Annotated in this window: 23 protein-coding genes and 1 tRNA gene; 14 read left to right on the top strand and 10 right to left on the bottom strand. The window is 43.4% G+C overall.

The annotated features are described in order from the left end of the window. The first annotated feature begins 29 nt into the window (after positions 1 to 29). Both PY04_RS00440 and PY04_RS00435 read left to right on the top strand, forming a co-directional pair. On the top strand, positions 30 to 1,874 hold the full coding sequence (locus PY04_RS00440) for an anaerobic ribonucleoside triphosphate reductase (RefSeq protein WP_014733213.1): 1,845 nt from the start codon (positions 30 to 32) through the stop codon (positions 1,872 to 1,874). A gap of 27 nt (positions 1,875 to 1,901) precedes the next feature. Next, positions 1,902 to 2,645, top strand: a complete 744-nt coding sequence (locus tag PY04_RS00435; RefSeq protein ID WP_048055844.1) for an anaerobic ribonucleoside-triphosphate reductase activating protein — start codon at positions 1,902 to 1,904, stop codon at positions 2,643 to 2,645. Between the two features lie 50 nt (positions 2,646 to 2,695). Here the strand turns inward: PY04_RS00435 and PY04_RS00430 are convergent, their stop codons facing one another. Then, a complete protein-coding gene (locus PY04_RS00430; RefSeq protein WP_014733211.1) occupies positions 2,696 to 3,961 on the bottom strand; it encodes a hypothetical protein in 1,266 nt (421 codons plus the stop codon). Between PY04_RS00430 and PY04_RS00425 the strand changes: the two genes are divergently transcribed. The 3 genes from PY04_RS00425 to PY04_RS00420 all read left to right on the top strand — a co-directional run bounded on the left by PY04_RS00425 (position 3,951) and on the right by PY04_RS00420 (position 5,591). Beyond that, entirely contained in the window at positions 3,951 to 4,271 is a 321-nt protein-coding gene (locus PY04_RS00425; RefSeq protein WP_148265992.1) for a hypothetical protein, read from the top strand. The two genes, PY04_RS00430 and PY04_RS00425, sit on opposite strands and share 11 nt — an antisense overlap. Beyond that, positions 4,246 to 4,386, top strand: a complete 141-nt coding sequence (locus tag PY04_RS09605; protein ID WP_167884973.1) for a hypothetical protein — start codon at positions 4,246 to 4,248, stop codon at positions 4,384 to 4,386. Before PY04_RS00425 ends, PY04_RS09605 begins: the two co-directional genes overlap by 26 nt. 311 nt (positions 4,387 to 4,697) lie before the next feature. After that, a complete protein-coding gene (locus PY04_RS00420) occupies positions 4,698 to 5,591 on the top strand; it encodes a hypothetical protein (protein WP_014733210.1) in 894 nt (297 codons plus the stop codon). Here the strand turns inward: PY04_RS00420 and PY04_RS00415 are convergent. The 3 genes from PY04_RS00415 to PY04_RS09715 form a co-directional block, all read right to left on the bottom strand. Beyond that, on the bottom strand, positions 5,581 to 6,342 hold the full coding sequence (locus tag PY04_RS00415) for a hypothetical protein (RefSeq protein ID WP_014733209.1): 762 nt from the start codon (positions 6,340 to 6,342) through the stop codon (positions 5,581 to 5,583). The two genes, PY04_RS00420 and PY04_RS00415, sit on opposite strands and share 11 nt — an antisense overlap. Before the next feature lie 124 nt (positions 6,343 to 6,466). Continuing rightward, a complete protein-coding gene (locus PY04_RS00410; protein ID WP_014733208.1) occupies positions 6,467 to 7,222 on the bottom strand; it encodes a hypothetical protein in 756 nt (251 codons plus the stop codon). A gap of 100 nt (positions 7,223 to 7,322) precedes the next feature. Then, complete coding sequence (locus tag PY04_RS09715; protein ID WP_237710145.1) at positions 7,323 to 7,691, bottom strand: transposase; 369 nt, start codon at positions 7,689 to 7,691, stop codon at positions 7,323 to 7,325. 497 nt (positions 7,692 to 8,188) lie between these two features. Between PY04_RS09715 and thsB the strand changes: the two genes are divergently transcribed. The 5 genes from thsB (at position 8,189) to nadC (ending at position 14,786) form a co-directional block, all read left to right on the top strand. Further along, positions 8,189 to 9,832 (top strand): thermosome subunit beta, encoded by a 1,644-nt coding sequence (thsB, locus tag PY04_RS00400; protein ID WP_014733207.1) that lies wholly within the window; start codon positions 8,189 to 8,191, stop codon positions 9,830 to 9,832. A gap of 170 nt (positions 9,833 to 10,002) precedes the next feature. Further along, positions 10,003 to 11,412 carry a phosphoenolpyruvate carboxylase gene (gene ppcA, locus PY04_RS00395; protein ID WP_048055841.1) on the top strand — a complete coding sequence of 470 codons (1,410 nt, stop codon included), beginning with the start codon at positions 10,003 to 10,005 and terminating at the stop codon, positions 11,410 to 11,412. Between the two features lie 156 nt (positions 11,413 to 11,568). Continuing rightward, positions 11,569 to 12,960: an L-aspartate oxidase gene (locus PY04_RS00390; RefSeq protein ID WP_014733205.1), complete on the top strand. Its 1,392-nt coding sequence runs from the start codon at positions 11,569 to 11,571 to the stop codon at positions 12,958 to 12,960. Positions 12,961 to 13,027: 67 nt separating this feature from the next. Beyond that, complete coding sequence (gene nadA / locus PY04_RS00385; RefSeq protein ID WP_014733204.1) at positions 13,028 to 13,936, top strand: quinolinate synthase NadA; 909 nt, start codon at positions 13,028 to 13,030, stop codon at positions 13,934 to 13,936. Between the two features lie 10 nt (positions 13,937 to 13,946). Then, complete coding sequence (gene nadC, locus PY04_RS00380; RefSeq protein ID WP_014733203.1) at positions 13,947 to 14,786, top strand: carboxylating nicotinate-nucleotide diphosphorylase; 840 nt, start codon at positions 13,947 to 13,949, stop codon at positions 14,784 to 14,786. Here the strand turns inward: nadC and PY04_RS00375 are convergent. The 6 genes from PY04_RS00375 to PY04_RS00350 form a co-directional block, all read right to left on the bottom strand. Then, positions 14,783 to 15,403, bottom strand: coding sequence for a TIGR00296 family protein (locus tag PY04_RS00375; protein ID WP_014733202.1), 621 nt, complete (start codon positions 15,401 to 15,403; stop codon positions 14,783 to 14,785). The two genes, nadC and PY04_RS00375, sit on opposite strands and share 4 nt — an antisense overlap. A gap of 74 nt (positions 15,404 to 15,477) precedes the next feature. Continuing rightward, positions 15,478 to 15,555: transfer RNA gene (locus tag PY04_RS00370), tRNA-Pro, on the bottom strand. 39 nt (positions 15,556 to 15,594) lie between these two features. Beyond that, positions 15,595 to 16,293 (bottom strand): nucleotidyltransferase domain-containing protein, encoded by a 699-nt coding sequence (locus PY04_RS00365; RefSeq protein ID WP_048056164.1) that lies wholly within the window; start codon positions 16,291 to 16,293, stop codon positions 15,595 to 15,597. A 44-nt stretch (positions 16,294 to 16,337) separates the two neighbouring features. After that, complete coding sequence (locus PY04_RS00360) at positions 16,338 to 18,617, bottom strand: TRAP transporter fused permease subunit (protein ID WP_014733200.1); 2,280 nt, start codon at positions 18,615 to 18,617, stop codon at positions 16,338 to 16,340. Then, complete coding sequence (locus PY04_RS00355; RefSeq protein WP_167884972.1) at positions 18,617 to 19,000, bottom strand: DUF1850 domain-containing protein; 384 nt, start codon at positions 18,998 to 19,000, stop codon at positions 18,617 to 18,619. The genes PY04_RS00360 and PY04_RS00355 overlap by 1 nt, the downstream gene beginning before the upstream one ends. 68 nt (positions 19,001 to 19,068) lie before the next feature. Further along, the gene (locus PY04_RS00350) at positions 19,069 to 20,079 is read right to left on the bottom strand and encodes a TAXI family TRAP transporter solute-binding subunit (protein WP_014733198.1); all 1,011 of its coding nucleotides are present in this window, start codon (positions 20,077 to 20,079) and stop codon (positions 19,069 to 19,071) included. A gap of 323 nt (positions 20,080 to 20,402) precedes the next feature. Between PY04_RS00350 and PY04_RS00345 the strand changes: the two genes are divergently transcribed. From PY04_RS00345 to ftsZ, 4 genes are all read left to right on the top strand, one after another. Then, positions 20,403 to 21,218, top strand: coding sequence for a D-aminoacyl-tRNA deacylase (locus tag PY04_RS00345; RefSeq protein WP_014733197.1), 816 nt, complete (start codon positions 20,403 to 20,405; stop codon positions 21,216 to 21,218). Positions 21,219 to 21,439: 221 nt separating this feature from the next. Then, positions 21,440 to 21,712, top strand: a complete 273-nt coding sequence (locus tag PY04_RS00340; RefSeq protein WP_237710126.1) for a hypothetical protein — start codon at positions 21,440 to 21,442, stop codon at positions 21,710 to 21,712. Positions 21,713 to 21,741: 29 nt separating this feature from the next. Next, entirely contained in the window at positions 21,742 to 22,158 is a 417-nt protein-coding gene (locus PY04_RS00335) for a hypothetical protein (RefSeq protein WP_014733195.1), read from the top strand. Positions 22,159 to 22,224: 66 nt separating this feature from the next. Beyond that, a complete protein-coding gene (gene ftsZ / locus PY04_RS00330; RefSeq protein ID WP_014733194.1) occupies positions 22,225 to 23,352 on the top strand; it encodes a cell division protein FtsZ in 1,128 nt (375 codons plus the stop codon). The last annotated feature ends 14 nt before the right edge of the window (positions 23,353 to 23,366 follow it).

Below are 23,366 nucleotides of genomic sequence, written 5' to 3'. Positions count from 1 at the left end.
GATAAAATATCCAAAATGGGGTGGAGAATATGGAAAATGTTTCAAGGGATTACCTCCATGAATATGCAAAGTGGGGTAGCCTTGATGTCCTTGAGAATGCAAACAGGTATCCGGGCCCAAGCGGATTCTTCGCTTATGTAATGGAGGAAGCACTCAAGGACAGTCTTGGAATTATACCCGAAATCGGGAGGAGGGCTCACTTCTCCGGAGATATATACATTCACAAGCTCCCCTACAGCCTTTACATCCCCTACTGTACTGGACACAGCATAGCAAGGTTGCTTGAGAAGGGTCTCAAAACACCAACAATAGTATCGAGACCTGCAAGGCACTTTGACACGTTCGTTGATCACGTTGCAAACTATTTAATAACCCTCCAGCACTACTTCTCGGGTGCCCAGGCCTTTAGCAGTGTGGAGTGGTATGCTGGACCATTTATAAGAAAGGAGGGCTTAGATAGAAGAAAGATAAGGCAAAACATTCAGAGACTAGTGTACAACTTGAATTACCCGACCAGGATAGGACTTCAGACACCCTTCACGAACTTTACCGTAACCCTTGACGCTCCGAAGAAGATGCTAGAAGGTGACTACGCTGTCTACGATGGTAAGAAAGTGGAGCCGCTGGGGGAGTATGAGAGGGAGGCTAAGGAGTTTATAATAGCCCTAACGGAGGTTCTTAGAGAGGGAGATGCATTGGGGCAACCATTCACGTTTCCAATACCAACCTTAATGGTCACGGCCAAGATGATATGGGATGATCCAGAGGTTTTTGAGGCAATATTCACAACCGCGGCAAAAAGGGGGAGCTTCTACTGGCTAAATACAAATGTCGTTGACCCGGATGCAAGCTATGCGATGTGTTGTAGGCTAAATATAGATAAAAATGAATTTATGTATGCTTTTGGCTTAAATGGAAAAAGTTCAGAGGAAGAAACATTGGAAAAACTTGAGAGGCAACGTTTTGGTGGACTATGGGCAATGCCAGACGTTACCGGTTCCGTCAATGTCACGACGGTGAACCTTCCGAGAATAGCTTTGAAGGCCAAGGGTGACGATGAGAAGTTTTGGGAAGAGTATGGGAAGGTTCTCGAGATAGTCAGGGTTACCACGGATTGGTTCAGGAGTAGATACATCTCCCTAATAACGAACTATCCCCACATGTACAGCATGATAAGGGAATATCTCGAGGAATTTCCTACGAGCCATTTCAACACAATAGGAATCCTTGGCTTGCCCGAGGCGGCGGCCATATACTTAAACAACCCGAAACTCTGGGAAGAAGGGAGCAGGAGGGAATGGATGGAAGCTGCAAAAATAATGAAAGAAATGGTTGAATTTGCAACGTCAAAGGCAAGGGAATGGATGAGAAGAACTGGAGTACCTTGGAACGTTGAAGAAGTTCCTGGGGAAAGTGCAGCCGCGAGGCTCGCGATAAAAGACTTAAAACAGTTTCCAGAGCTCAGGGAGTACCTAAGTGATCCCGAGAATCCAATATACTCAACGAGCATAGCTCCTTACTATGGAAGTCTGGAGCTTGGTGATAGGATAAGAATAGAGGAGAAAGTTCAGAAGAGCTTCACAGGTGGAGTGATGATGCACATATTCCTTGGAGAAGAGCCAGATCCAGAAGCCTTGGCCAAGCTCACGAAAAGGCTCATGAGGACTGAACTCGTTTATTGGAGCTACACTCCTGCAATTACCGTCTGCAACGAGTGTGGATACTCGGCAACAGGTTTATACACCCACTGTCCACGCTGTGGTAGTGAAAATGTTGAAATCTGGAGCAGGATAATAGGGTACTACAGACCACTCAAGAACTGGAATCCATTTAGGAAGAAGGAGTTCTGGACTAGAAAACATTACTCCTCCTGATTTCAATCTTATTTTTGAGGTGGTTCTATGCTCACTAGTGGTTGGAAAGCTGTCAGCATGGTTGATGTTCATGGAAAGGTCACGTTTACTCTCTGGCTTTGCGGTTGCAATCTCAGATGTCCTTTCTGCCACAACTGGAGGATAGCTGAAGGAAAGGGATGCTTTCCCCTTGACAGGGAGTTGCTTCTAGAAGAACTAATATCGAACTCTTTCCTCGTCGACTATTTCCATGTAACTGGAGGAGAACCACTGATGCAGTGGCGGGAACTTGGAGAACTTTTCCATGAAGTCCATGGGAGTGTTCCAATAAGCCTCAATTCGAATCTGACCCTAGTTGGACCTTTGGAGAGGTTGCTGAAAGGAGATCTAATTGACCATATAGCAACCGACGTTAAGGCTCCTCCCTGGGAGCTTTACGGTCTTCCACGAAATTCTAGTGATAAGCTTTGGTCGCTGTTCCTCAGGGGACTTGACTTAGTTTCTGAGTACTCGGTTCCTCTTGAGCTTAGAATACCAGTGGCAAAAGGTCTTGAGCAGTGGCCCTGGATAGAAGAGGCAGTTAGTAGAATCACAACAGACTTCTACGTGGTCTTGAACCCCCTCGTAGGAAAGCCTCTAACGAGTCCTAGGGATGAGATGTGGTGCCAACAACACTGCTGGCCGGAGAGGGAAGTTAAACTTCTGAAGAAAAGGCTTGAATTCTTGGGGCTCAGAGTTTACTTGAATCAAACTTTTGAGATACAGGCTGGTGATACGAGATTAAGGAATTAAATAATCTTTCTTTTGGTTCTTTTTGCATTTCAAAATAAAAAGAATAATATTCAGGATGTTAGAATGCTTAGAAGCGTTTCTATGTATCGAAAACCCTCATTTACAGAAGGTTCGATGAATGTTGCTTCATAGAAGTCATTCCACGTGTCTATTCTAATCTCACCGCATGAGCCGATATTTTGTAAGGCAAGATAAGTCATCTCCCTAAATCTTTTTACATCTCTCTCAATTGGATATTTAATGAAACCTTTGTCCCCCGTTCGTATGAATCCTGGTGAGACCGTAGGAATAAAGCACCGACCTTTTGATTCCGAGTATTCCCTCCACGCCGCAAGGTGCTCTTTGTAGAACTTTAAGAAGTTTTTGCGAAATTCATCTTCGCTAAGGGGGATAGAGGCGGATGAGTTATGAACTCCAAAAAATCCTATCCATCCTGTGTATCCATCTATGTACCTATCAGCTCCATCTCTTTTTATGGCCCAGTTCTTCCAGCCTTGGAAATTGGAATTGGTAGGGAGTATCCAGTTCTCATATATCCGTGGAAGTATGTCAGCAATAATGAACGGAGGCACTCCAGTGTGACTTTCGACTAAATCTCTAATCTCTCTGTAGACTCTTTCTCTGTTTACGAAGGATATCTCTGCCCAAATGAATATGGCCGGCCTACCTTGAATCCGATAGTAGTTCGGATGCTTCATAATGGGAAGTGTCTGTCTAATAACACTAAGCAAGGCATCGCTATTTTCAGGTAGTGAAAGATCAAAAGCACCAAGTTTGTTGGTTCTCATAGTGTCAATAGGCCCTATCATTATTCCTATGCTCATATTCTTTTCCAAGAACCCCTGCATTATCCGTAGGTTTCGTTCCATGGTATGTGGGGCACTCCAGGTTAAGTCCATCCAAAATACTGATATTCCAAAACCATTAGCCCAGTCGATATGCTTCCACTGGACTATGTCAATTTCAGTATCATACGGACCCATTAGTGGGTAATCAATAAATCTCTCTGATTCTGGGCTATGGATAAAATACCAGGTCGAAAACATCATATAAACAGCACTTATGGTTATACCCTTCTTTTGAAGCTCCTTAGCCCTGTTTTTGAATTCCCTGTAATACGGTGTTTTAATCTTAATTAGCCTACTACATCCCGCTTCATTGCATGATCTTATCTGAACTTCATACTCCCTCCCTCCTTTTATCCTAACAGAAACGGCTTTCTCTCCTTCACCTTTTATGCGGAACGTCTTTGGTCGTTCTTCTGGGAAGATATTATTGCTATAAGATCCAAAAATACCCTCATATGTGAGGGGCACCACTCGGACTTCCGTAACGATGTTTCCACTTCCAGACACTTGGAACGTTACTGTAAAGCTATCTACTTTATCGGAAGGAGTTTCCGAGGGCTGTATATGGACATCAGAAATTGTTGGAGGGAAAATCCTTATGGGGGATGTTGTTGTCGAAGTTACCGTGGTACGAACCGTCGTTAGGGGTGGAGAGGTTGTGGAGGTGACGAATGATGTTGTTGAGGGTGAGTGTGTTGAAGTTGAGGATGTAGGTCTAGTAGAGAATGTTGGGGTTTTTGTGGAGGGCATGGTTGGAGTTGAGGAGGGAGGTCGTTGAGTTGGTGAGGATTGAAAAGGTTCCTGATCTTGTTGAGTTCTTTGGGAGGTATGAGATGGTAAAAGTTGAGTGCTCGTTGTTGCTGATGGTAGAGTGGAATGGGGAGTATGTGTAGGGGTGGATCTAGTTGTTATGTGCTCCTCTGGAGTCGTCGTTGAGGACTGAGTTGAGGTTGTGAGTGTTGTATCTGTGAGAGTGTGAGTAGTTTGAGAAGGGACTAAAGAAGTTGTTGTGGGGGTAGTTATACTAGTACCTTCTTTATGGGAATAGGAGTATGTTCTGACAATGCAACCACTAGCGAAGGTCAAAAGATGTATGAGTATAACTACCAAAATAACTTGTCTCATACTACTTTGCACCAATTATAACATATAGGATTTATTGGACAAAAACTTACCGTTAGCATTCAAAAATTTGAGTAATGAAATGGCCAAGATTTCTCACGCTCTCTCGATAGATTACAAGAAGCTTGAGAACCTGAGGAAATACTTGGAATCCTTGAAGAGCCATGATATTAGTGGGAGGATTTCTGAGGCTGAAAAGAAGAAGTTTGGAAACGTTGAGAATCAACTGGTTCAGTTCGATAACGTTAGGATAAGTGACATTAAGAGAGCGAGGAGTCCGAAGGATGTTATCGCTAAGTTTGGCGAGGGAGTTGACTTTTCCATGAAGGTTATCGAAGGAGAGCTGAACGAGTTCAGCAAGGAGATCATGATAGTCAGAGATAACATCTCCGGAGAGCTCCAAGGAGTTATCACTGCTCTAAGAGAGTTGGGAGAAGAGATGCACAAGATAGAGAGGTGGGAGAGTTATTTGGATAGAGTGGCTAGACATACCTTTTCACTAAAAGAAGAATTGAGGCCTATAGAAGATCTCTTTGAGGAGTTTGAGGAGAAGGTTAAGAGGGTTGAGCACAAGATTAAGGAGAAGAGAAGCGTCAAGGAGCTCGAAACTGTCAGAAAGCACGTAGATTCCCTAAGAAAAATCGTAGAATCCATAGAAAACGCAACCGAAGGCTTCGGGGATATCGAAGAAGAGATAGAGAAGGTTCTAAGGAAGCTCAAAGATACAAATATAAATAAGCTTGTGTGGCAAGCAAATGACACGAAGTCTGATGTAGAGAAGATTCTCGGAGACTTATACACCCTTACCGTTAATTATATCAAGCAGTTAAAGATGATTAGGGCAAAGATTCACTATGAGATTATCCAAGCATCAAACGAGGCCCTAAAAGTAGAAGTTTATGTTAGCAGGATAAAGAGAATGAGAGAAGCTATGGCAAAAAGATTAAACAATTTGACAAAAAGGATTAGAAGGTGAATCCGTTCCTGGCTAACTCCTCATCTACTTTTGCCATATAAACCTTAGAAACCTCAGCGATCCACTTCCCAAATTCTTCTATTTTATATCCAGCCTGAGAGAACATTGATTCAAGGTCTAACGCTTTAACATTAGTAATGTTACCGTAACTCCCACCGCATTTGTATACCAAATTCAATCCAAATCCATGATGTATTGGATCAGGATCTCTTCTTACCGTATCAGTTGCAAGCTTATAACTCACTTCATCCATCTTCTCCTTTCCTTCCTTAAAATGCATCTCGATGTATTTCAGGGACTCGTTCATGATGTAGTCGGCATAATCCTTGAAGGCGTCTAGTTCGGATAGGTCTCTCCCGAAGAATTCTGAGAAGAGGTTGTAAACCTTCTCTCCAAGACCGTCCCAGATCTTAAGGATGGTCTCCCTCGCCTCCGGATGAATCTTATCTAAGATGTAATCCACAGTCTTCTTATATTCAGGATTCCTTCGATAGTACTCGAAGACAGCAGCCGTCAACATATCTGGAAGAGCACGATATCGAACACCTCTATTTAGAGCTTTTTCAATGAGACTTATCATCCATTTATCTAAATTGGGAGCATAATATGCAGAAGTTCTATACTTCAGGTTGTTAGCGTCCTTATAAATCCATTTAATTTTCCTAGTCTTATAGAGAAGTTCTAATCTTCTCCACGCCTCCTCTTCAGAAACTTTCTCGGCGTCGCGTAGAATAACATCCAACCCGACCATGTTATTATTATACGGTAGCAACAACTTAAATCTTTCGATCATTTCTTTAGCATTAAAGAAAAGATGGGTGCAACTGGTGATATAAAGACAAATTCGTAAGGGAAAAATAAGGATGTGGAAAGGTCTACTCCTCCTTAATTTCATGATACTTCTCTTCTAACTCCTTTTCAAGCTTATGTAGATCCTTCCTAATGAATTCACATTTTAATGTCTCCTTGTATCCTAGGTTTGTTACCATATAGATAGAAGCTTTTGTGATTTCTAGTGTCTGAGGATTATAGGTAATGTTTGCTTCAAGGTACTCTACCCTCCAGGTTCCCGTGATATCCCCGAATTCGTCTTGCCCATGTTTCCTAACTATGTGGAGGATGCAGTTTTCTTGGGAACATCTGACATTCTCGGTAGTTTCGTTGAACTTTATTTTGTCAGATAATGCCAGCAGAAGCTCCCCGTATGGATATGCCATTCTTTTAGCAACGGTGAAGTTGAACATTCTTTTGTCTCTATATGGTTGAGTTTTGTTGTCCACTTCCATTTTCATGTAGAGCTCTCCAGTTCCGTTTTCCCACTTTATTATGGAGTATGACTCCCATTTTTCTCCTTCGGACTTTCTGTATGTTAGCACTTTCGTTTTAGTCACCACTGACTTACCGATTGCTTTTGCCAAAATGGAGGTTGCGTTCATGAGTGTCATTTCCCATATGGCCCCAAACTGGGTCTCATTATCAATGTTGCTAAGCAGTGCTTCCCTAGAGATGGTTTCTTTTGGAACCTTTGTTTCTGTCTGGGTTTTTGTCCCGATACATCCGCTAGAAATCACAATTAAAACCGACAGTAGGATAATGGTAGCAAAACCGAGAGCTTTCTTTGAAATCATCATATATTGCCCCCTGGTAACCTTGAAGCTGTCGTTAAAAGTTTTTTCATTATCTTTTGTTAAGTTGTGAACGGTCTGTTGTTTTTGAGTCTTCCGTTTCTCCCTACCTCTTCGTTTTGTATAGGAGTGTGTCACTTTGTGTCGGCGGTAGGGAGTTCCACCTCAGCCATCTGGACTTTTCAATCCAGATGGCTTCATTGGTGGCGGTCGAGGCCAACGGCACGGGCCTCCCATTCACGCAAAGCCCTCCAGAGCTTGAGGCAGAGCCCCCATCACTCTGGAGGGCTCTCAAAAGCAAATTCCAGACGGCAAGAACGTCCCGATGCCAGACTTCACCACCAGCACTGCAAACGCCAAAACGGGAACCGTTCTCATACTTCATGATAGCATTGTGGACGGGGCAAATTCTTGAAGTATTCTTTGGGTTTACCTTTATTACCGGAACTCCATATTCTTTCGCCTTCCTCTCAATAGCCCTTTGAATTCCAAGGAACGCGGACTGGTAAATCCTGTGGCGAAGTTACCTGTCCCTAATTTTCTCCAGCATTTTTCTTGGAGCGTTTTTTGGGAGCTTCTCTAGGACTATTCCAGCATTCCTCCTCGCCTCAAGCACGATAATCCTCGCGAGCTTTTCCCTGACATCCCTCTTCCTGTCTTTCTCGTGGAACTTTCTGAAAAATCCTCTTCTTCACGCGGTTCCTCGAACCGAGCTTTTCATCCCACTTCCCCTGCACCCTCCTTCTCCTATAATAATAACTGAGTGTGACGCTCTTTATTCCAGTCTCGAAAATTATCTGGAGTGTAATCGATTAGGGCAGTGACATTGTCCTCGTTCACGTCAACTGAAATCCACGCTTTTGATAACCGAAAAGTTTATAAGCAACACTAAGGAACCTATGGGTGGAAGATACAACATGTAACTAAAACCCCTTGTGGGGCCAAAATAAAAATTAAGGGAGGTGGGCGGAAATGGCCCAGTTAGCAGGTCAACCCATACTAATTCTGCCTGAAGGAACTCAGAGATATGTTGGAAGAGATGCCCAGAGAATGAACATTCTCGCAGCTAGAATAATTGCCGAAACAGTTAGAACTACCCTTGGTCCAAAGGGTATGGACAAGATGCTCGTTGACAGCCTTGGAGACATCGTCATTACCAACGACGGTGCAACGATCCTCGACGAGATGGACATCCAGCACCCAGCAGCAAAGATGATGGTAGAGGTTGCAAAGACCCAGGACAAGGAGGCTGGTGACGGTACAACCACGGCAGTCGTCATTGCTGGTGAGCTCCTTAAGAAGGCAGAAGAGTTGCTTGACCAGAACATCCACCCAAGCATAATCATTAAGGGTTACATGCTCGCTGCCCAGAAGGCTCAGGAGATTCTTGACAGCATAGCCAAGGATGTCAAGCCCGATGACGAAGAGATCCTCCTCAAGGCTGCAATGACCGCAATAACTGGTAAGGCTGCAGAGGAGGAGAGGGAGTACCTAGCTAAGCTTGCAGTTGAGGCAGTTAAGCTCGTTGCAGAGGAGAAGGACGGAAAGTACAAGGTTGATATTGACAACATCAAGTTCGAGAAGAAGGAAGGTGGAGCAGTAAGCGACACCAAGCTCATCAGGGGTGTCGTCATTGACAAGGAAGTTGTTCACCCAGGAATGCCAAAGAGAGTTGAGAAGGCTAAGATTGCCCTCATAAATGACGCTCTCGAGGTTAAGGAGACCGAGACTGATGCAGAGATCAGGATTACAAGCCCAGAGCAGCTCCAGGCCTTCCTCGAGCAGGAGGAGAGGATGCTCAAGGAGATGGTCGACAAGATCAAGGAAGTCGGTGCAAACGTAGTGTTCGTCCAGAAGGGAATTGATGACCTCGCACAGCACTACCTGGCCAAGTACGGAATCCTTGCAGTTAGGAGAGTCAAGAAGAGCGACATGGAGAAGCTCGCCAAGGCCACAGGTGCTAAGATCGTCACCAACATAAGAGATCTCACGCCCGAGGACCTCGGTGAGGCCGAGCTTGTCGAGGAGAGGAAGGTTGCTGGAGAGAACATGATATTCGTCGAGGGCTGCAAGAACCCCAAGGCAGTAACAATACTCATCAGGGGTGGAACCGAGCACGTAGTTGACGAGGTCGAGAGGGCCCTCGAAGATGCAGTTAAGGTCGTCAAGGACATCCTCGAGGACGGAAAGATAATAGCCGGTGGTGGAGCTGCAGAGATCGAGCTCAGCATCAGGCTTGACGAGTACGCCAAGGAAGTCGGAGGTAAGGAGCAGCTCGCTATTGAGGCCTTCGCAGACGCTCTCAAGGTCATACCAAGGACACTCGCAGAGAACGCAGGTCTTGATCCAATCGAGACTCTAGTGAAGGTCACCGCCGCCCACAAGGAGAAGGGACCAACAATCGGAATTGACGTCTACGAGGGCGAGCCAGCTGACATGATGGAGAGAGGAGTCATCGAGCCAGTAAGGGTCAAGAAGCAGGCAATCAAGAGTGCAAGCGAGGCAGCAATAATGATACTCAGAATCGACGACGTCATTGCAGCCCAGAAACTCGAGAAGGAGAAGGAAGGAGAGAAGGGAGAGAGCTCAGGCCCAGAGACCGATACTGAATTCTGAAGCCTTTTAACTATTCTTTCTTCTTCTGATGTTTTCTAGTTGTTAGTACTGTTCTATGCTGTTTCTAACAATATTGAGTTTTGATGAATCCTTTATAATGTTGTCATTTGTTCATAAAATCTCCCGATAATCTTTAAAGTGACATATTCCTTGCCAATTGGGTGGGCATAGTGATACCGAGGGTTATGAGTACTCAGCATCCAGACAATTATTCAATACCCTTCTTTTCTCACTCTCCAGTACTTGGGGGAGAGGATGAAATAACAGAGGCTTTTTATGCTTATAGTGTTCTTGGTGCCGATGAGCAGATGTGGGACTTTGAAGGAAAAGAAGTCGATGAATTCGTTGTTAAGAAGTTGCTTGAGCGTTATCCAATGTTTTTCAAGAAGAAAATCCTAGGCAAAGACTTAAGGCTAACCCCAAGAGTTCCGAACCCCTCGGTTGAGAAGGCTGAGGCTAAATTACTTCTTGAGACGCTTCAGGGTATAACGAGGGCTGCTGACTATGCTCGAATATTTTACAATGACTCAATAGCCCCGATATTCGAAGTTATCCTTCCAATGACGACGAGCTCTGCTGAGCTTGAAAGGGTGTACCAGCTTTACAAAAAGATAGTTGGGATAAGTAGCGAGGTAATACACGATGTTACGGTTGGTGAGTGGATAGGAGAATTCTACCCTGAGGAAATCAGGATAATTCCTCTTTTTGAAACAAAATCTGCCCTATTGAAGTCATCTAGAATAGTGAAGGAATTCCTTAAAGATAAGGATTTTGAGCATCAGAGGGTTTTCTTTGCCAGAAGTGATCCCGCGATGAATTATGGTCTCATAACGGCTGTAACTTATGTCAAAAAGGCTCTGTACGAGCTGGCAAAGCTTGAAGAGGAGATGTCAATCTCCTTATATCCAATAGTGGGTGTTGGGGGTCCTCCATTTAGAGGAGGAATGAGGCCGGACAATGTTGATGTTGTTCTCGAGGAGTATCCCAGCGTTCAGACATATACAATTCAGAGCTCATTTAAATTTGATTATCCTGCCAGGGATGTTGTGAAGGCCGTTGATAAGATAAAGTCAACGAAAAGGAGAGCTCCTACGCCCGTTGATATTCCAGAGTTCTTAACTGCCTACGAAGTGGAGTATCAGAATCAGATAAAGCTCTTGGCTCCCCATATTAGGAGACTAGCTTCAAGGATTCCAGATAGGAGAAGAAGAAAGTTACATATAGGGTTGTTCGGCTATGCAAGAAACGTTAATGGCCTTGCTCTTCCAAGAGCTATTAAGTTCACGGCATCTCTGTATTCCATAGGTCTCCCACCGGAGTTGCTGGCCTTGAACTCAGTAACGGATAAAGACCTTGAGAGGGTGTCAGAGTATTACCTTCACGTTTATGACGACCTCGAGTTTGCTATGAAGTTCTTCTCATTCAAAGTTGCTGAAGAGGTCGGTTTAAAGAAGCTCGCCGAGAGGGTGAGGGAATTCAAGCCTGATCAGATTCAGGAATACGTTGAGGAGGCGGAACTCGTCTTTAGGGGAGAAGGGGATGTTATGAAGCTGGCTCAGATGAGGGGATTCCTTGGATAAATGAAGACGAGAGGATAGAAGTCAATTAAAGCCTTTTTTCTACTCACTCTCCCTCATGGCATTCAAAATCTGGAATGATTATTGCTGGAGTAGTTGTCACTGGGCTAGAGGGAAAAGCGTATAAGCTAACTAATTTTTTAACTTTTGGGAGCTATAATGGAGGTCGCTGTAGTAGGAACGGGCCTTGCCGGCTTGACATCGGCAATTTCATTGGCAGAGAGAGGTGTTAACGTCACGATATTTGGCCCAAAGTCCAAGGAGTCAAATTCATACCTGGCTCAAGCGGGTATAGCGATCCCAGTATTAGAGGGGGACTCAATTCTATCACATGTTCTTGATACCCTGAGGGGAGGGAAGTATCTAAACGACGATGTTGCTGTATGGAATGTAATATCGAAGGCTTCAGAGGCTTATGACTTCTTACTTAGGATGGGAATCACCTTCACGGGAACCGAGCTTGAGGGGGGTCATTCGTTTCCAAGAATATTCACCATAAGGAGTGAGACCGGGAAACATATAATCCCAATTTTGGAAAAGCACGCAAGGGAACTTGGGGTTAATTTTGAGAGAAAACTTGTTGAGGAGATCGGAATAAAGGGAAAAAAGCTTGCTGGGGTTTTTGTTGAGGGAGAGCTTAACAGATTTGATGCTGTTGTCATAGCTACTGGGGGATTTTCAGGACTTTATCGCTTCACCGCTGGAAATCAAAATAATATTGGTCTTCTAATTGGGGATGTTGCAATGAAGGGACTTCCTCTGAGGGATATTGAGTTCGTTCAATTTCATCCTACTGGGTTCGTTGGCAAGAGAACGTACCTAATAAGTGAGGCCGTGAGAGGAGCTGGTGCGAAGCTGATAACCGGGGATGGTGAAAGGTTTGTTAATGAGCTTGAGACCAGGGATGTAGTTGCTAGAGCGATCTACCTGAAAATGCTTGAGGGAAAGGGAATATTCCTCGATGCAAGATCAATAGAGGACTTCAAGTCTAGGTTTCCCTATATATACTCGTTCCTGCGAAAGGAGGGGATAGATCCATATAAAGACCCAATTCCAGTTACCCCCGTAGCTCACTACACAATAGGGGGAATAAGTGTTGATTACTTCTATAGGACCAGGGTAAAGGGTCTGTATGCGGTAGGTGAAGCTGCGAGCAATGGTTTCCATGGAGCCAACAGGCTGGCTAGTAATTCCCTCCTCGAATGTATTGTTTCTGGACTTGAGGTCAGTAGGACAATCCTAAGGGAGAAACCGAGTAGGGAAGTTAATGATGCTCCCTATTCTGGATATGAGCTTGGAGATGTTGAGGGGCTGAGGACTTTGATGTGGAACCATGCTGGCATCGTTAGAAGTGCTACATCTCTAAAAGAAGGACTGAGAAAACTTGAGAGCATAGAAGCTGATCCAAGGTTAAAACTTCTGGCAAGGGCCGTTCTTGAATGTGCTCTTAAAAGGGAGGAAAGTAGGGGAGCTCATTATAGAGAGGACTTCCCATATACCAGGGAAGAGTTTAGAAGGCCAAGCTTCTTCCTTGGTACTTGCCTGCTTTGAGGTTCTTGGTCATATATGTCCAACAAGGTTTTAATGTAAATTAATGACAATATCTTCAGGTGAGTTGATGAGGCTTGAGGAGCTTATGGAAGAAGTGAAAAGGCTTAAGAAAGAGAGGAATGCCGTAATTCTCGCCCACAATTATCAGCTGCCAGAAGTGCAGGATGTTGCGGATTTTGTTGGGGATAGCCTTGAGTTAGCGAGGAAGGCAACGAAAGTTGATGCAGAGGTTATAGTTTTTGCCGGTGTTGACTTCATGGCTGAAACTGCAAAGATCCTTAATCCGGACAAGACCGTCCTCATTCCTACAAGGAAGGCTACGTGTGCGATGGCCAACATGGTTAAGGTTAGACATATTCTTGAGGCTAAGAAAAAGTATCCAAACGCTCCGGTTGTACTTTACGTTAATAGCACGGCTGAAACTAAAGCATACGCAGATGTCACCGTAACCTCGGCTAACGCCGTTGACATCGTTAGCAAGTTGGATTCAGATGTCGTCATATTTGGCCCCGATAAGAATTTGGCCCACTACGTTGCGAAGGTAACTGGGAAGAAAGTTATTCCAGTCCCTCCTAATGGCCACTGTTATGTTCACCAGAAGTTCACACTTAGGGATGTGGAGAGGGCTAAGAGGCTTCATCCAAATGCAAAGTTAATGGTTCATCCCGAGTGCATTCCAGAAGTTCAAGAAAAAGCTGACATAATAGTCTCTACTGGAGGAATGATAAAGAGAGCGTGTGAATGGGATGAGTGGGTGGTTTTTACTGAGAGGGAGATGGTATATAGGCTCAAGAAGCTTTATCCGGAGAAGAAGTTTTATCCGGCGAGGGCGGATGCTGTGTGCGTTGGAATGAAGGCTATAACATTAAGACACGTTTACGAGTCACTGAGGGATATGAAGTTTGAAGTTACAGTTCCTGAGGATATTGCGGAGAAGGCTAGGAGAGCAATAGAGAGAATGCTAGAAATGAGCTGAGGGATGTTCTATGGTTCCCCTTCGCTACCTTTTGAGGTTCATTGAGGAGGATGCTCCTTATGGTGATGTAACCAGCGAGGCCATAATTCCCAAAGATATGAAGGCGAGGGCCGTTATAATAGCAAAGCAGGACGGCATAATAGCGGGAGTTGAAGAGGCGAAGGCTCTTTTTGAACACTTTGGCGTTGAGGTTACCTTGAGGAAGAGTGATGGGGAGAGTGTTAAAAGGGGAGAAATCGTGCTTGAACTCAAGGGAAATGCAAGAGCAATTCTCCTTGTTGAAAGGACAGCACTTAACATAATGGGAAGAATGAGTGGGATTGCAACTGAAGTTAGGAAGCTCGTTGAGAGGGTAAGGAAAGTTAATCCTAAAGTTAAGGTTGCCGGCACAAGAAAGAGCCTTCTGAGGTTAATTGACAAAAGGGCAATATTGATAGGTGGGGGTGAGCCCCACAGGTTTTCTCTAAGCGATGCAATCCTAATAAAAGACAATCATTTGGCATTAGTTCCTTTGGAGGAGGCCGTAAAGAAAGCGAAGGAGTTCAGCGTTTACAAAGTTGTTGAAGTTGAAGTGGAAACAGTTGAAGATGCAATAAAAGCGGCAAAGTCTGGGGCGGATATAGTTATGCTCGATAACATGAAACCCGAGGAGATCGAATTAACATTGAAGAAGCTTAGAGATCTTGGCTTGAGGGATAAAGTTAAGATCGAGGTATCTGGGGGAATAACTCCCGAAAACATTGAGGAATATGCGAGATTGGATATAGATGTTATAAGCCTCGGATACCTGACCCATTCGGTTAAAAACTTTGATGTCAGCTTAGAGATAGTGGAGAGGTTGGAAGATTAGACGAGCGGTTTCCTCTTCACGGGTCCTCTTGGATATTCTTCCTCAAATATTTCGGCAGTAAACTTGTAAACTTTTGTATCCTCGTCCAACCAGCAGTCTGGAGGAAGTCCTGCCTTCCAGCATGTCTCCGCTAAAAACTCCTCCTCGTCCCATCCCCATTCTACGGGAACTTGGGGTAGTAATAGCCCTGAATATATCCCTTTTTCTACTATCAATCCATCCCTTCCAACCTTTATTTTTTTGGGCCTTTCCTCGGGCGGCCCTTCTATGAGTTCTGGTGGGGTTAAGATGCTAACCTCAACGGTTAAGTTGTCCATTTCTTCGGGTTGTACTGGAGGAAATCTTGGGTCATCAACTGCCGCGTATATTGCGGCTTTTATCGTGGCCTTGACTAAGGGATATATTGGTAGGGGAAATCCTATACACCCTCTCAATGCTGCCTGAGGAGGTACGTTGTGCCTATTCAGGGTCACGAAAACTCCCATTTTTTCCCACAACTCTGGTGGCGTGTTGTGAGGTGGTTCAATTTCTCTCCCAGTTCTGAGGTACTCTTCTATCGCCTTCCTTGCGAGCTTGACCAAAAACTCTCCCCATTCATCTTTGATCTTGTACCCCATGAGCATCACCGCTCTAGTTGGTTAGAAGATTCTTTATATAAAATTTCAACCCAAATTCTTAAGAAGTGTTCTGATGGTGGGGCCGCCGGGATTTGAACCCGGGTCACGGGCTCCCGAAGCCCGCAGGATAGGCCAAGCTACCCTACGGCCCCGTCGGGTGAGATTGACTTTTAACCAAATTATAAACTTTTTCATAGGCTCTCCCTAACTCTCCTCCTTATGTTGGGATCTCTGTCGGCAATTTCTTTCAGAAATTCTTCAAAGCTCTTCCAGTCTGGAACTTCTTCATCAAGGTATATTCCCGTTCTCCCTATTCTATCCCTCCTAGTAAGGACTTTAACCCTCTCTTCAACTATGTCTATGCTGACTCCCAGAATCTTTGCAACTTCAGGTTCTCTCCCAACAACTTCCCTTTCAATGTGGCCTTTTTCCGTTGGGATAATAAGTATCAGCTTTTTATTCACCCCTGGGACTCTCTGCTTAGTTTTAACTCCCCAGAGGTCAAGCATTCCTCCCCACTTATAGAATTCAAGCTCTCTATCTGTAGGATCGACAAGGAAGAATGTTACTGTTGTTTCTTCGTCTATTTCTATGTGACCCTTTATTAGGTGCCAGGGAGTTGCCATAACTATTCTCCTTCTCTGAATTAGATCCCCTAACGCGAGCTCTATAAGATAGCTTGGAACCCTGTATGGAATAACTATGTCGATGTCGCTGTCTTTCCTCACGTCCCCCCTGGCCACGCTCCCATAAACGTGAGGGTCAAACTCTTTGAGGAGCTCCATAATTTTTAGGGCCTTTTCTCTTTTCTCCCAAAGAATCCTCCACCTTTTTGGAGTGTAAACTACTTCCCTCTCGTCCCAAACTCTAACAACCTTCTCCCTTGGCATTCTGAAATAAAGAATAAAGGGGGAGATTATAAAACTAATCCCACTCATTCGGTAAGTTTCTTCCAGAACAGCTTGGTCACCATTATTATCATTAGGGAGAGGAGGATTGGTAAGTAGTGAAGTGTTGTGGAGGCTAGGGCAACTGCGATCATAAGGATCCTCCATGGCATTTTGAGGCGGCCGTTGTACCAGCCGGTGATTGCTATGGATAGCATGTACATTAAGAGTATTGTCCCTGCAAAGTAGTATATAACCTGGAGGGCCGTGGTAAGGGTCCAATGTTTGACTGTGATTAGGAACATTTGGGGATGTGTGAAGTATATATACGGGCCTAAATATCCGGCTAGAGCATATTTTACTGCGTTCATAGCGGTTTTCCAGAAGTCTCCTCCGGCTAGTGTGGAGCCTGCATAGCTTGCAAGTGCTACTGGTGGTGTTACATCTGCGAGAATTCCAAAGTAGAATACAAAGAAGTGGGCTGCTAACATAGCTATTGGGGTTGAAAATCCTGGAACTGGCTCATTATATGGGGGTAGGGAATGAACTACATTAAAAATTGCGGGTGCCATGACTAGTGAAGTTATGATATAGTTTGCCGTTGTAGGAACTCCCATTCCAAGTATAAGGCTGAATACCATGGTGAATATGAGGAGAAGCCATAGATTGCCCCCAGTTAAAGATGCTAGTTTGTATCCGAGGGAATTCGCTAATCCTGTGATTGTTAAAGATCCTTGAATTAAACCTGCACTTGCTGCTGCCAGCATTACTGCCACACTCGTTTTACCGGCTTCTATCATAGATGTGTATGTGGCGGACAACATTATCTTTCCGTCTTCTGTTTTTGAGAGCAGGCCCACTATTAGGGAGAACACTATTCCAAATATTCCCGTTAAGAACAAGAGGTTCTCTTTATTCATCCCAACAATTTGGTTTAAAACAATGAACCCATAAAATAGAAGTGTTATGTATAATTTCTCGTTGAATTTTGCGTATTTCCCTTGTATTGCTAATACAATTAACATTATGGACAAGAGGACTAATAATTGATATCCTCTTCCAGAAAACATAACTATTGTTCCTGCAATCACACTTGCAACGTATAGCAGTTCGTTTCCCTGTATATTGTCTTTTGAGATCCAGGCGACCCATATAGCTACCCCTAATGAGGATATCGCGGAGATATGGGCCGGTATACCCCATACTAGTGCTATCGTTATGACGACTATTGGAAGGAGTATGTAACTTTTCCTTAAAAAGTATCTTATTGGTTTGAATTCCTCTTTTGGCATCCCTTTTAGACCGAGCCTTTTCGTTTCTCTGTCTATGAATAAGTACACTCCTGAGTAATATACAAGTGCTGGTAAGACTGCTGCTATTATTATCTTATTATATGGGACTCCTATAAACTCCGCCATTATGAAGGCTGCCGCTCCCATTATTGGAGGCATTAACTGTCCTCCCGTAGATGCAACGGGTTCTACAGCCCCAGCAATTTCTGGCGGATACCCAGCCTTTTTCATTAATGGTATTGTAAATGTACCGGTTGTTAAGACATTGGCAACGCTTGAACCGCTTACGGTTCCCATTAACCCGCTAGCTATGACCGCTGCCTTTGCAGGCCCTCCAGGTCTTGATCCAAATACACTTATCATGAACTCTGTTATATAGTCGCTAATTCCAATTTTGAGAAGGAACGCTCCGAAAAAGATGAATGCAAAGACGTAAATTGTCATAACATATAAGGGGGTTGCAAAAATTCCCTCACTTGCAAGGTACATGTGCTCAGTGAAAACTTTCAAATTGAATCCTATATTGTGCAGGGCATAGAGGAGGAATATACTAACTATTAGAGGGAGCACCCATCCTATTACTCTTCTAGTAGCCTCGAGGACTACGATAATTGCGATTAATGCAAATATAATGTCCCTCCCATATGTTGTTGCAGTTTGGGCATATTCTGGGTATCTATAAAACAGATATCCCATTGTGAGTAAACTTAACCCGAGGAACAAGTAGTCTATAGGGTGTATTTTTTCGAAATACTCTTTCTTTTTTCTCATCGGGTACAGGAGGTAAGCCATAACTAGAATCATTGCGAGAATAAAGGCTTCCCCCTGCTGAGTCTGGAGGGTGTATAATAGGAAGTCGAGTTTTATTCCCATATTAGAGAGGAGCTTATATAGTGCCCCATTAAAGTTGAAAATAAATATTATCTCATAAATACCAATTAAAACTGCAGCTACTTTTATTATCGTTTCATATTTTTTTGGCAACTTCCTCGTTCTTGTGACGATTTCTTCAACTTTTTTTGCTTCTTCCACCATCAACACCTCCCAAGTCTGTGCTTTAAGTAAGAAACCTTTTCAACCCTCAAAGTTATTAGTCCGTTGACATCTACAACCTTTGATCCAAGAATTATTGTAGCATTATTTTCCGGAATAAACCAATATTCCATCTCTGTTCCCAAGTACTTTTTATCGCGTATTACATATGATCCGTTTACAAACTCATCAAACTCTTCCGGAAGCCCGGCTCCAAAATCGTGCCATATCATTTCTGTGAAGAAAATTCCCGAAGAGTTTGCTATCAATATTTCTGTTATTGGAATTCTTTGAACGCTGTGGATATATTCAACCTTAATGACAGTAGGCGTTGGAGTGCACACACATCCTCTTTCTGAAATTAAACATACCTCCTCCGTTGGCACATAAATTTTGACTAAAAATAATGATAAAAACAAAAAAGGAATAAAAATAAGTAAATGCTTCAAACTTTTCACCCGCTTGGGGGCTTAATTTCGTCTGGAACCTGGATGCCCTTCTCCTCGTAGTACTTATATGCTCCAGGGTGAAGAGGAACACTCATTCCATCTAGGGCAGTTTTCAGGCTTATGAATCTAGCCTTCTGGTGGACAGCCCTTAATTCTTCAACATTGTCAAATAGAACCTTGGTCATCTTATACACTAGATCCTCTGGAAGGTCGGCACTTACCACGAGGATTGCCTTCACTGCTAATGTTGGAGTATCTTCTGTCATGCCCTTATATGTGTCCTTGGGTAGCACCTGCCTAACGTAGAATATGTAACCTTCCTCTTTCAATTTCTTAAGTATATCATCTGGGATGGGAATTATTCTTACTGGAGTTGTAACTGCTATCTCAACGACAGCTGGTGTTGGGGCTCCAGCTACTATAACAGCGGCGTCGATTTGTCCCAATTTTAAAGCTTGTGTTGCTTGGGAGAAGTCCTGATTAACTTTCTGTATCTTATCCCATACTCCAGCCGCTTTAAGAATTTGTTCAGCAGCGACTGCTGTTCCACTTCCAGGAGCTCCAATTGCTACCTTCTTCCCAGCTAAATCTTGGAGACTCTTTATATCGCTGTCTGCTCTTACTACAAACTGAATGGTTTCTGGATATAATGCAGCAACCCCTCTCAAGTTCTTTATAGCATTGCCTTCAAACATGTAGAGGCCGTGGTAGGCATAATATGCCACGTCATTCTGCATTATGGCCGCTTGAGCATTTCCTTCCCCAATAGCTTTGGCATTGGAGACACTTGCTCCACTAGTTACTGCCTTTGCGTTTATCCCTGCGTTTCTTAGTAATTCTGCATATCTTGTTCCCAGTGGATAATAAACTCCTCTGGTACCTCCGGTGTATATTGTAACTTCCTTTACTACTTCTTTTTGAGTTGTTGTTGTCTGTGTGGTTCCTCCTATACAACCCGAAATAACAACCCCAAATATTAAAAGAATTGCAAGTAGGGGTAGCACAATTTTCTTCATAGTGTCCACCTCGTACATGGATGAACTAGTGTGTTCTTAATTTTATGTAGCATTTCACTTATATACTTTACGTTTTTCAAATTCACGTATTAATGCTCTGAAGCTAATTTCACATAATGCCTAATCTTTTAATGTTAAGTCCAAATTCGAACATTTTATATCAAAAATTTTTAGAAATTCCAGAATGGCTTTTCAAGTGCATCTTTGAAAAACCTCGTTGTCCTTTTGAAACCGTTATCCTAGAAGTTGATACTCTCTTCATATGTTGGGCTTATTTTGAAATCTTTATAAGTTCTGGCCTTACTTCTACTTCGGTGGCCTGCATGAAGGTTATAATGACAACGAAGATTGACAAGGCTTCAATGAATATAAAGGAAAAGCTAATTGAACACTTTGGCTTTAGGGAGAGTGAGAGAGTTTTTGATGGAAATAGGATTTATGAGAAGGGTGATATCTTAATCCTAACGACCAATGATGAGATGATATACTACGATTATTTGGACAGAGAAATTGAGAAGCAACTTGGATTTAAGCCCGAGGTAATAGCCTTCGCCTCTAGGCACTCGAGTAAGCAGAAGCTTCCTTCTTTAACTACTCACGTTACTGGGAACTGGGGAAAGGCTATGTATGGTGGCAGGGATGAAAGCTTTGCAATAGCCCTTCCAAGTGCAATGAAACTTGCACTACTAAAAATGAGTGAGCTTAATGATCTTGGTTGGACAGTTTGTTATGAGGCAACTCACCATGGACCGAGTGAGCTGGAAGTTCCTAGCTTTTTCATAGAGATTGGCTCTAGTGAAGAAGAGTGGGTTAATGATAGGGCTGGGGAAATCATTGCCGAGACAATAATTTATGTCCTTAAAAACTATGGAAAGAAGTTTAAGGTTGCCCTTGGGATTGGTGGGGGCCATTATGCCCCTAAACAGACTAAAGTTGCTTTGGAGAGTGAGATTGCATTTGGGCATATCCTGCCAAAGTATGCTCAGCCCGTTCCTAAAGAGGTTATTCTTAAGGCCCTAGATAGGTTCGCTGAAAAAGTTGAGGCGATTTACGTAGACTGGAAGGGGAGCAGAGGCGAGACTAGGCAATTGGCAAGATCTCTGGCAGAGGAGCTTGGCCTTGAGTTTATCAAGGATTAACTAACTTTTAGTGTGCTATGTTGATCTCTTGTCCTTTTGCCTTAATTTAGTGGCCTTCGGACAATGCTTGTCATTCAAATGAGGAAAGTGAGAAATTTTCTCTTCTTTGCAAATCTTGCTTCTCTAGGAGGAATGCTGAGTTATATTTTGTCTGGGAGGTGATGTTTAAGGAAAAACGTAAAGTTAATTTACTTGAACTTCCAAACTATTAAATGATGGAAATGTCTGACATAACGCTAATTATTAATGGCAAGAAGGTTGTAGTAGCAAAAGGGGAAGTTGAAAATGTTTTAGCTGAATTTGACGTTGATGAGATAGCTGAGCTGTTGCAATTTAGGTATGCGACACCTTGGAACCATGGTAAAGATATCCTTGAAAAGCTCCTCTACATCTTAGAGGACATATCTTACCTATATTCTAAAAATCCAGATATGAAAAAGGAGGACGTTATTAGGGACGTAAAGCTAAGAATCCATGCAAACATTAATAAGTGATTATTTTCTCCTACCATCGGTGACAGGAAGTGCCAATACTTGGACATAACATACTGGGGATAGAGGTAACTAAATCCCCTACCCCTGGAGGCAAGGTTGAGGTATCATTGAACCCAAGAATAGAGAACCTTAGATTGGGGGAGCTTTATCTTCCTACTGGCAGGGTTAAGGGAATAGAAGTTGATGTAAATTATGAAGTAAAGTATAATCCGGAAGTTGCCAAAGTTAATGTGAAAATAAGATTGTTCTATCTTCCAAAAAATAAGGATGCTATAGACTCGATTCTTGACGAGTGGGAGGAGAAAAAAGTTCTCCCTGGAGACTTGGTTGCTGAGGTAGTTAACTTCACGACATCCGAGCTAATGCCTCTGCTTATGACCCTAGCTAAAGAAATGAGAATCCCTTATCCGATTCCACTTCCTAGGGTCATGGTTAAAGGAGAGTGAAGTTTATATATTTCTTAACTTTAAATCCTCCCTTAGACTTTAGCATCTCCTAGGAGGGGTTGGAACATGCTGAAGCTTGTAGAGAACGTTGTTGAAAGGGTTGCCAATGAAGGTGGGGAGAAGAAAGTTCAGGAAGTTCAGGTTCCTCAGTCAAGCATTGATGAAGAGCTTAAAAAGATAGTTGAGCAGATAAAAGCAAGGATTTATGTTGTTGGTGTTGGTGGTGCTGGTGGAAATACGGTTAATAGGATGATGGAGGTTGGTGTCACTGGTGCAAAGATAATTGCAGTAAACACCGATGCTCAAGATCTTCTAAAGATTAAAGCTCATCAAAAAATCCTCATAGGTAAGGAACTTACTAGAGGACTAGGTGCTGGAAATGATCCAAAAATAGGAGAAGAGGCCGCAAAGGAAAGCGAGAGAGAAATCAGAGAGGCTCTTGAAGGGGCTGACATGGTCTTCATAACATGCGGTCTTGGTGGAGGAACGGGAACAGGTGCCGCTCCAGTTATAGCTGAAATGGCAAAGAAAATGGGAGCTTTAACAGTTTCTGTTGTTACGCTACCGTTCACTATGGAAGGAATAAGGAGAGCTAAGAACGCTGAGTATGGGTTGAAGAGACTAGCAAAGAGCTCTGATACCGTAATAGTTATCCCGAATGACAAGTTGCTAGAAGTTGCACCAAAGCTCCCAATCCAGATGGCATTTAAGGTTGCAGATGAAATTCTAGTTCAGGCCGTAAAAGGGATAACTGAGCTAATAACCAAGCCAGGACTTGTCAATTTAGACTTCAACGATGTTAGGGCTGTCATGAAAGATGGTGGAGTTGCGATGATTGGAATCGGAGAAAGCGATAGTGAGAAGAGAGCTATGGAGGCAGCTGAACAGGCACTTAATAGTCCACTACTCGATGTTGACATAAGTGGAGCAAAGGGAGCCTTGATAAGCATCAGCGGTGCTGATGTAAAGCTTGAGGAGGCTCAACAGATTATTGAATACGTGACGAGAAACGTTGATCCAAAGGCTCAGGTTATTTGGGGAATCCAGCTTGAGCCCGAGCTTGAGAAGACGATAAGGGTAATGATAATAGTTACTGGAGTCACATCACGGTATGTAACGTTCCAGGAAGAAACCCCGGTTTCTGCTGAGGAGGAAGAAGTCAAAAGGATCGCACTTAACATACCTGAGCTTTAATGTTTTTCCTTTTT

The organism is Pyrococcus sp. ST04 (assembly GCF_000263735.1).
Lineage (GTDB): Archaea > Methanobacteriota_B > Thermococci > Thermococcales > Thermococcaceae > Pyrococcus.
Note: the sequence above shows the minus strand (reverse complement) of the source record. Positions and strands in the feature narration are given on the sequence as shown.

What these genes read in the sequence shown, in the direction of transcription:
- PY04_RS00365 (WP_048056164.1), bottom strand. Translation starts at nt 16,293, where the DNA reads ATGCCAAGGGAGAAGGTTGTTAGAGTTTGGGACGAGAGGGAAGTAGTT.
- PY04_RS00440 (WP_014733213.1), top strand. Translation starts at nt 30, where the DNA reads ATGGAAAATGTTTCAAGGGATTACCTCCATGAATATGCAAAGTGGGGT.
- PY04_RS00350 (WP_014733198.1), bottom strand. Translation starts at nt 20,079, where the DNA reads ATGAAGAAAATTGTGCTACCCCTACTTGCAATTCTTTTAATATTTGGG.
- PY04_RS00410 (WP_014733208.1), bottom strand. Translation starts at nt 7,222, where the DNA reads ATGATGATTTCAAAGAAAGCTCTCGGTTTTGCTACCATTATCCTACTG.
- nadC (WP_014733203.1), top strand. Translation starts at nt 13,947, where the DNA reads ATGGTTCCCCTTCGCTACCTTTTGAGGTTCATTGAGGAGGATGCTCCT.
- ftsZ (WP_014733194.1), top strand. Translation starts at nt 22,225, where the DNA reads ATGCTGAAGCTTGTAGAGAACGTTGTTGAAAGGGTTGCCAATGAAGGT.
- PY04_RS00390 (WP_014733205.1), top strand. Translation starts at nt 11,569, where the DNA reads ATGGAGGTCGCTGTAGTAGGAACGGGCCTTGCCGGCTTGACATCGGCA.
- nadA (WP_014733204.1), top strand. Translation starts at nt 13,028, where the DNA reads ATGAGGCTTGAGGAGCTTATGGAAGAAGTGAAAAGGCTTAAGAAAGAG.
- PY04_RS00415 (WP_014733209.1), bottom strand. Translation starts at nt 6,342, where the DNA reads ATGGTCGGGTTGGATGTTATTCTACGCGACGCCGAGAAAGTTTCTGAA.
- PY04_RS00360 (WP_014733200.1), bottom strand. Translation starts at nt 18,617, where the DNA reads ATGGTGGAAGAAGCAAAAAAAGTTGAAGAAATCGTCACAAGAACGAGG.
- PY04_RS00420 (WP_014733210.1), top strand. Translation starts at nt 4,698, where the DNA reads ATGGCCAAGATTTCTCACGCTCTCTCGATAGATTACAAGAAGCTTGAG.
- thsB (WP_014733207.1), top strand. Translation starts at nt 8,189, where the DNA reads ATGGCCCAGTTAGCAGGTCAACCCATACTAATTCTGCCTGAAGGAACT.
- PY04_RS00340 (WP_237710126.1), top strand. Translation starts at nt 21,440, where the DNA reads ATGTCTGACATAACGCTAATTATTAATGGCAAGAAGGTTGTAGTAGCA.
- PY04_RS00345 (WP_014733197.1), top strand. Translation starts at nt 20,403, where the DNA reads ATGAAGGTTATAATGACAACGAAGATTGACAAGGCTTCAATGAATATA.
- PY04_RS00375 (WP_014733202.1), bottom strand. Translation starts at nt 15,403, where the DNA reads ATGGGGTACAAGATCAAAGATGAATGGGGAGAGTTTTTGGTCAAGCTC.
- PY04_RS00435 (WP_048055844.1), top strand. Translation starts at nt 1,902, where the DNA reads ATGCTCACTAGTGGTTGGAAAGCTGTCAGCATGGTTGATGTTCATGGA.